General features: G+C 59.7%; 6 protein-coding genes and 1 pseudogene. 6 read left to right on the top strand and 1 reads right to left on the bottom strand.

The window, feature by feature from the left end:
* The first annotated feature begins 253 nt into the window (after nucleotides 1-253).
* The 6 genes and pseudogenes from ACQRAX_RS25020 to ACQRAX_RS24995 all read left to right on the top strand — a co-directional run.
* Complete coding sequence (locus ACQRAX_RS25020; RefSeq protein ID WP_412040706.1) at nucleotides 254-793, top strand: TetR/AcrR family transcriptional regulator; 540 nt, start codon at nucleotides 254-256, stop codon at nucleotides 791-793.
* 27 nt (nucleotides 794-820) lie between these two features.
* A complete protein-coding gene (locus ACQRAX_RS25015) occupies nucleotides 821-1,654 on the top strand; it encodes an alpha/beta hydrolase (RefSeq protein WP_412040705.1) in 834 nt (277 codons plus the stop codon).
* A 44-nt stretch (nucleotides 1,655-1,698) separates the two neighbouring features.
* Nucleotides 1,699-2,139 carry an acyl-CoA thioesterase gene (locus tag ACQRAX_RS25010; protein WP_412040704.1) on the top strand — a complete coding sequence of 147 codons (441 nt, stop codon included), beginning with the start codon at nucleotides 1,699-1,701 and terminating at the stop codon, nucleotides 2,137-2,139.
* Nucleotides 2,140-2,187: 48 nt separating this feature from the next.
* Nucleotides 2,188-3,147 (top strand): tRNA dihydrouridine synthase, encoded by a 960-nt coding sequence (locus ACQRAX_RS25005; RefSeq protein WP_274071573.1) that lies wholly within the window; start codon nucleotides 2,188-2,190, stop codon nucleotides 3,145-3,147.
* A gap of 114 nt (nucleotides 3,148-3,261) precedes the next feature.
* Nucleotides 3,262-3,708 carry an Hsp20 family protein gene (locus ACQRAX_RS25000; RefSeq protein WP_412040703.1) on the top strand — a complete coding sequence of 149 codons (447 nt, stop codon included), beginning with the start codon at nucleotides 3,262-3,264 and terminating at the stop codon, nucleotides 3,706-3,708.
* Nucleotides 3,709-3,818: 110 nt separating this feature from the next.
* Nucleotides 3,819-4,778: pseudogene (locus ACQRAX_RS24995) on the top strand (transposase); the annotation flags it as partial.
* A 174-nt stretch (nucleotides 4,779-4,952) separates the two neighbouring features.
* Here ACQRAX_RS24995 and ACQRAX_RS24990 read toward each other — a convergent pair.
* Nucleotides 4,953-8,249, bottom strand: a complete 3,297-nt coding sequence (locus ACQRAX_RS24990) for a sensor domain-containing protein (RefSeq protein ID WP_412040702.1) — start codon at nucleotides 8,247-8,249, stop codon at nucleotides 4,953-4,955.
* Nucleotides 8,250-8,292: the final 43 nt, after the last annotated feature.

Raw genomic sequence — 8,292 nt, 5'->3', positions numbered from 1 at the left:
TCCCCTTCGTCTAGTGGCCTAGGACACCGCCCTTTCACGGCGGTAACAGGGGTTCGAGTCCCCTAGGGGACGCCATTTTACCCACTTTGTGGGATTTCAAGGCTCATTCGATTATTGAATGAGCCTTTTGTTTTTGCCTCGAAAAAAGTTTCCTCTTCCGACTTCCTCCTCTGTGCGACAAACGGCAGGAGAAACTGCTTGCGGAAAAATATTATGAGAATAATATTTTAAGCATAATATTTGGAGGCAGGTCATGAATGACAAAAAAGCAAAAACCCGCGAACGGATTCTCGATGCAGCCTGCAGTGCATTGATTCAGCATGGCCCTGCTGAGCCGAGCGTCAATCAAGTGATGGGCGCTGCCGGGCTGACGGTGGGTGGCTTCTATGCGCACTTCGACAGCAAGGACGCGCTGATGCTCGAAGCTTTCAGTCAGTTGCTTTCTGAGCGCCGGGCATTGCTTGCCGAAGTTGACCCGAACATGAACGGCGAAGCGCGCCGTGCTCTGGTTGCCGCCTTCTATCTGTCACGCAAACACCGCGATGCCACCGAGCGTGGCTGCCCGTTGCCCACGGCGTTGGGCGAGATGGCGCGCCTGCCGGATGCATTCCGCCAAGTCCTGGCCGAACACATTGAACTGATGATGGCAAATCTTGCCGACAGCCCCGAAGAGGCCGACAAGGTCCTCGCAGACCTGGCCCTGATGATTGGTGGCCTGGCGTTGGCCCGTGCCCTGGGCACAGACGAGCTGTCTGATCGTATCCTGCGTGCCGCCAAATCGGCGGTGGTCTGATCGAGCGACATCTACCGGAGCGAAGCGATGAATACCTTGAGCTGGATTCGTAGCGTTAACGGCACCGTTGGGCGGCTGGCGCCAGAGCATATTGCTGGCAAGATGCGCCGTGCCTTCATGACCCCACGCAACTTGCCGCCCCGTGAGTGGGAGCTGCCGTTGCTGGCCCGTGCCGAGCGCATCACGTTGCGCTTTGGCTTGTCTGCCCTGCGTTGGGGGCAGGGGCCAACCGTGTTGTTGATGCACGGTTGGGAAGGGCGCCCAACTCAATTCGCCCACTTGATCGATGCTTTGGTGCAGGCCGGTTACACCGCCGTGTCCCTGGAGGGGCCGGCGCATGGCCATTCACCGGGCAATCAAGCGCATGTTGTGCTGTTTGCTCGGGCCTTGCTTGAGGCTGCCGCTGAGCTCCCTGCGCTCAAAGCGGTGATTGGCCATTCCATGGGCGGCGCCAGCGTCATGTTGGCGCTGCAGTGGGGCCTGCGTGCTGAAGCTGCGGTCAGCGTCGCCGCGCCCGCGCAGTTACTGGGTGTATTGCGCGGTTTCGCCCATCGCCTGGGTATGCCGGCGCGGGCGCGGGCAGCCTTTATCCGCCAGATCGAGCGGGACGTCGGTATACAAATCGCGCGTCTGGACGTCAGTGGCTATCAACTGGAGATTCCCGCGCTGATCGTGCATGCCGAAGACGATACCCTGGTGCCGGCCAGCGAGGCGCGTGCGATCCATCAGGCCTGGTTCGACAGTCGCCTGCTTGTGCTGCCGCAAGGCGGTCATCAACGGGTGCTGTCCGATCCACAGTTGATTGAAGGTGTTATGACGTTGCTGACGCATCGTCGTACGCCAGCGCGGCAATCGGCCTGAGCATCCGTTACACTCTGCCCGTTCACCACAGACCTGGAGCGGGCATGAGTTGGGATCTGGCAACACCGTTCACCATCGACCTGCGCGTCGGTGCCGACGATATCGATGGCCTCGGCCACGCCAACAACGCGGTCTATGTCACTTGGCTGGAGCGTTGTGCCTGGCGTCATTCTCAGCGCCTGGGTCTGGACCTTGCCGAGTACCGGCGGCTAGACCGGGCGATGGCGGTGGTTCGCCATGAGATCGACTACCTGGCAGCGGCGTACGAAGACGACGAGTTGCAATTGGCAACCTGGATCGTCGACTGGGACCAGCGCCTGAAGATGACACGACGATTTCAGTTGGTGCGTCCCAGTGACGGCACTACCTTGCTGCGCGCTCACACCACCTTCGTCTGCATCGAGTTATCCACCGGGCGGCCCAAGCGCATGCCCAGTGAGTTCATTGACGGCTACGGCCCGGCACTGATGGCCGGAGCGCTGTAGCCCGCGGATTTTGCTAGACTGCCGGCCTTTTCGCTCGAGATGCAACCCATGCAAATTGCCCTGGCCCCGATGGAGGGGCTGGTCGACAACATCCTTCGTGACGTCCTGACCCAGGTGGGCGGCATCGATTGGTGTGTCACCGAGTTCATTCGCGTCTGCGACCGGCTGTTGCCGGCGGCCACCTTCGACAAGCTGGCGCCTGAATTGCGCCAGGGTGCGCAGACCGCGGCCGGGGTGCCCTTGCGTGTGCAGCTGCTCGGCTCGGATCCGGTCTGCCTGGCAGAGAATGCGGTGCTGGCCTGTGAGCTGGGTGCACCGGTGATCGACTTGAACTTCGGTTGCCCGGCCAAAACCGTAAACAAATCCCGCGGTGGGGCGGTGCTGCTCAAGGAGCCGGAGCTGCTCCATGCCATCCTGCGTGAGGTGCGCCGCGCCGTGCCGGCGCATATTCCGGTGACGGCCAAGATGCGCCTGGGCTTCGACAGCCCTGATGGTGCCCTGGACTGCGCCCTTGCGCTGGCCGAAGGCGGGGCTGAGCAGTTGGTGGTGCATGCACGGACCAAGGTTGACGGCTACAAGCCGCCAGCGCATTGGGAGTGGGTGGCCAAGGTGCAGGACGTGGTCAAGGTACCGGTGTACGCCAACGGCGAAGTCTGGACCCTTGAAGACTGGCGACGTTGCCGCGAAGTCAGCGGTGTCGAAGACATCATGCTCGGCCGCGGGCTGGTTTCGCGCCCGGACCTGGCTCGGCAAATTGCGGCTGAGCGCGATGGTGTCGAGTTTGTACCGATGGACTGGCACAGCTTGCTGCCGCTGATTCGGGACTTTTGGGGCCAGGCCCGGGCGCAGATGACTCCGCGTCAGGCGCCGGGACGCTTGAAACAATGGGTTGCGATGCTGACCCGCACCTACCCCGAAGCGGTGGCGTTGTTTACCGAGTTGCGCCGTGAAACCGACTGCGATCGTGTCGCCCAGCTGATCGGCATGCCGGTCAGCGAGGCGGCCTGAAAAATTTTTGCAGGGGTGCTTGAAAAGCAGGCGAGGGTCCTTATCTAAGGAGTACGCGATGCCGAAGTCGGGTCGCGCTACTACACAACCTCGCTGATTTTCAGGAGATGTACCATGACTACTGCTTTTTCTCTGGCTCCACTGTTCCGTCATTCCGTAGGCTTCGACCGTTTCAATGACCTGTTCGAATCTGCGGCGCGTAACGAGGCGGGTAGCAGCTACCCACCCTACAACGTCGAAAAACATGGCGAAGACCACTATCGAATCGTCGTTGCTGCAGCCGGTTTCCAAGAGCAGGATCTTGATCTGCAAGTGGAAAAGGGCGTCTTGACCGTTACTGGCGGCAAGCGTGACAGCAACAATGAAAGCGTTACTTACTTGCATCAGGGCATTGCCCAGCGGGCCTTCAAGTTATCCTTCCGCCTGGCCGACCACATCGAGGTCAAGGCTGCGGGCCTGGCCAACGGCCTGCTCAGCATCGACCTGCTGCGCATCGTACCGGAAGAGGCCAAGGCCAAGCGCATCCCGATCAATGGGGATAGCAAGCCTGCGCTGAACTGAGTGCGCTGATGTAAAGAAAAGTGCACCTTCGCAGACTGTGTGAAACCTGGCAATCTGCGCAGCGCTCAAAGAAAATGCTCCGTATCGAAAGATACGGAGCATTTTTCGTTATGGCCTACATCCAAGGAGGGTCTCGCAGCCGGACCAGTCTATTCCCGGTCTCGCTGGAAGAGTTGATCCCTGAAGATCACCTCTTTCGGGTCATCGACCTGTACGTCGCCAAGCGGGATTTGGTGCAACTGGGTTTTGACAAAGCGCTTCCCAAGAGCACCGGTCGCCCGCCTATGACCCCGCCGATCAGCTCAAGCTGTACCTCTACGGCTATTTCCAGCGGATTCGCTCATCGCGGCGCTTTGACGCCGAGTGTCAGCGCAATATCGACGTGATGTGGCTGATCAACCGACTCAAACCCGATTTCAAGACCATCGCCGACTTTCGTAAAAACAACAAACTCGCCTTTGTGGCGACGTGTCGTGCCTTCGTTCGGTTTTGCCGCATGGCGGGTCTGATCACCGGCGACTTGGTGGCCAATGGTAGTAAGTTTCAGGCTAACGCTTCCTCGCGGCGCCACATGAACCTCAAACAGCTCAAGCGTCAGCAAGAGAAGCTGGACAAGCGCATAGCTCAGTATCTGGCAGAACTGGATGAGGCCGACAAGGCCGAGGCGGGAGAGGTGGTTGATCGCGGCGCGATCAAAACAGCACTGGCGCAGCTTGAAGTTCGGCAGCAGGACAATCAGAGCGGCCAAGCGTTGATGAGCTCGATGGGCCTGGAGCAGTTTAACACCCATGAAAGCGATGCCCGAATGATGCGTACGCCAAAAGGGCCACGGGTGGCCTACAACGCACAAGCCGCCGTGGACGCCGCACATTGCCTGATTCTGCCCCATGAAGTGACTCAGGACGGCGATGGCCGAAAACAGCTGGAGCCAATGGCCAAAGCCGCCAAAGAACATCTGGAACAAAATGCCTTGAGCGTGACGGCCGATGCCGGCTATTCAAACGGCCAACAGTTTCAGGCCTGCGAGGAGGCTCAACCCAGGCGGTGAGGAACTCTTTGAGCGAATGGAGCAGCGAATGCTCGTGCATCCGCAATTGATGGCGCTAATGGGCTGAAAAGCCTTTTTTCGACTGTTGCCTGCACAAAAAACTACCCCCCGAACAAGTCGGGGCGTTTGTTGGGCTGGCCTTCAGTGCGTTTTCACACAGTCTGTTCGGGTGCCCTTTTATGTGCTTGAAATACGGCTACAAGCTGGCCGGCGCTTCCAGCAACAACCGCCGGAACTCACTCAATGGCAATGGCCGACTGTGCAGGTAGCCCTGATACAAATGGCAGCCCAGGTGTTCGAGAAACTCCAACTGCTCAGACAACTCCACGCCTTCAGCAATCACCGCCAGTTCCAGGCTGCGAGCCATGGCGACGATAGCGCGGACAATCTCCGCATCGTTAGGGTCCAGCGGTGCATCGCGCACGAACGATTGGTCGATCTTCAGCGCATCCACCGGCAAACGTTTAAGGTAGGTCAGCGACGAATAGCCGGTCCCGAAATCATCCATGGCAAAGCTCACACCATACTGTTTGAGCTCGCGCATTTTACTGATGGTGTCCTCCAGGTTCTGGATGACGATGCCTTCGGTGATCTCCAGCTTGAGCATTTTGTACGGCAGGCGGAAGTCGTCGAGGCTGCGTACTACCCGTTCGACAAAGTCGTTCTGGCGAAACTGTCGCGGGCTGATGTTCACGCACAGGCTGAAGTTGTCGGCATCGATCAAGTGGTCGCGCAGCATGCCGGCACACGCATCGCAGGCTTCTTCCAGGATCCAGCTGCCGACTTCGAGGATCAGACCACTTTCCTCCAGGACCTGAATGAACTGTGCCGGTGGCTGCTGGCCCAGTTGCGGGTGATGCCAGCGCAGCAGCACTTCGGCACCGACGATTCGATTGTCACGGGCATCGACTTGTGGCTGGAAGTGCAGCACCAGTTCACCACGGGCCAAGGCCAGGCGCAGGTCGTTTTCCATGCGCAGGCGTTCGCTGGCGGCTTTTTGCATGGTGCTATGGAACAGCTGGGTGGTATTGCGACCAGAGTCTTTGGCTCGGTACAGGGCGATGTCGGCACGCTTGAGCAGATCGGCCGGAGTCGAGCCGTGATCAGGGATTAGCGCCACGCCGATACTGGGTGTGACCTGCAGGCGCTGGCCGTCCAGGGACATCGGTTCGGCCAGCAGTTCGCGCAAGGTATCCGCCAGTTCGCGGACTTTTTCCGTGACCTCGTCACGGCTGCCTTCCAGGCCGCTGAGCAGTACCACGAACTCATCGCCGCCCAAACGAGCCACGGTGTCTTCAAGGCGCACGCTGGCCTCCAGGCGCGCGGTGATGATTTTCAATACGGTATCGCCAACCGGATGACCCAACGAATCGTTGATGTGCTTGAAGTGGTCCAGGTCGAGAAACAGCAGGGCACCGCGCAGGTTGTGGCGCTTGAGCAAAGCGATCTGCTGACTGAGGCGGTCCATCAGCAGGGCGCGGTTGGGCAGGTTGGTAAGCGGGTCGTGATAGGCCAGGTGGCGAATCTGCGCCTGGGCGTTCTTCAACTGGCTGACGTCGCGGGCGGTCAGCAGCAGGCAGGGCGACTCATTGAGGGTGATCGGTTCAATCGAGACTTCAACCGTGAGCAGTTCGCCGCGCTTGTTGCGTCCGAGCATTTCGCGATGGTGGACGCGGCCTTTGTCCTGCAGTTCTGTGATGAGGCTGGTGCGCTGTTTGTCATCAGCCCAGATACCGATTTCGTGCGCGGTGCGGCCGATCACTTCAGCGCTGCTGTAGCCCGTCAGACGACAAAAGCCGTCGTTGACCTCCAGGTAGCGTCCACTGTCGAGTTCAGTGATGGTGATCGCGTCGGGGCTGGAGTGGAAGGCTTTGGCGAACTTTTCTTCGCTGGCCTTGAGTGCAGCCTCGGCCCGTTGTTGCTGGGTGATGTCGCGTAGGGTGGTGACACTGCAAGGCTGGTTGTCGACGCTGATCAGGCGACTGGATATCACGCAGGTCAACGGTTGGCCGTCTTTATGGTTGACCACCACCGCGACATTGTTCAGGGCTTCGTCGCGAATCACCTGCTCGATGCGCCGGGCGCGCTCGGCCGATTCGGCCCACAAACCGATTTCTTCAGCGCTGCGGCCAATAACCTGTTCGGCGTCCCAGCCGAAGATCTGGGTAAAGGCTGGGTTGATCTCGATGAATTGCCCGTTGTCCTGGCGTGTCACGCAGATCGGGTCGGGGCTGGCCTGGAACAGGCTGGCGAACTTTTCTTCCGAGCTGGTCAGGCGTTGCTCGCGTTCGACCTGGTCGCTGATGTCGAGCAAGGTTCCGGCCATGCGCAGCGGCTTGCCCTGTGCGTCGCGGTACAGCCGGGCACGGCTTTCGATGTAGCGCACGCTGCCGTTTTCCAGCTGGATCTGATAGGTGATCTGATAGTTGCCGGCCGGGCCTTCACGAAGGCTGCGGTAGGCCTTGCGCATGGTGCTGCGGTCCTGCTCCGGAACCCCTTCGAAAAACGCTTCGAACGACTCGTGAAAAGGCACCGGCTCCAAGCCATGCAATTCGGCTGCGCGTGCCGAGCCGTAGAGCATGCCGCTGGGAATATGCAAGTCCCAGGTGCCCAATTGCGCGGAGTCCAGGGCAAGGTCCAGGCGCTCCTGACTGTCTTTGAGTGCCTGTTCGGCGCGCCTGCGTTCACTGGTGTCGACAAAGGTGCTGAGCAGGTAGACCGTACCTTCAAGCTCGATGTTCTGGGTGCTGAGAATGCCGTCGTGGACCTTGCCGTTGCTGGCACAAAACTGCACTTCCAGGCTGACAGGGCCGCTGTTGCCTCGAGTGGCTTCGAGTACAGCGTTGCGTTGTTGTGGATTGGCCCACAAACCTAGCTCGATGGTGGTTTTGTTGATCACCTGATGGCCGGGCCAGCCTAGGGTCTGTTCGAAGTGCTGGTTGACTTCATAGATCAAACCGTCGGAGCGGCGGGTTAGCAACACAACGTTGGGGCTCAGGTGAAACAGCGTGGCAAAACGCTTTTCCGAGTTGATCAGCGCGGTTTCTCGCTCGCGTTGGCGGGTGATTTCGCGGATCACCCCGATCATCTGCGGACGGCCGTGCTTGTCCTTGGCCAAGCTGCCATTGATTTCCAGCCAGTGCAGGCTGCCGTCCGGCCAGCGGATCCGGTGGCGCAAGGCTTGCTCCACTGGTTCGCCATTAATCACCGCATTGAAGGCCTGCAACGTGCGGGCGCGGTCTTCAACGGGCAGCAGGTCAAGGTAGTCGAGGTCATTGGGCAGCGGTTGTTCGGGATCGAAGCCAAACAGCGCTTGAGTGCCTCGCGACCAACTGATCTGACCGGTCTCGATGTCCCAGAACCAGGCACCCAAGCGTGCGCCATTGAGCGCCGCCAACAATTGCGGGGCGTTTTCCCAGGTCTGCTCCAACGCCTGGGGGTCTGCCGCATGGATGCGTGGCAGACGCGGAAAGCGATTTGCTGATTTGGGCATCGGTACCAGACCTTTGGCGGTGACGCGTCCTTGAGAGTTGTAC

Origin of the sequence: Pseudomonas sp. UM16 (assembly GCF_050312595.1) — a bacterium.
GTDB lineage: Bacteria > Pseudomonadota > Gammaproteobacteria > Pseudomonadales > Pseudomonadaceae > Aquipseudomonas.
Note: the sequence above shows the minus strand (reverse complement) of the source record. Positions and strands in the feature narration are given on the sequence as shown.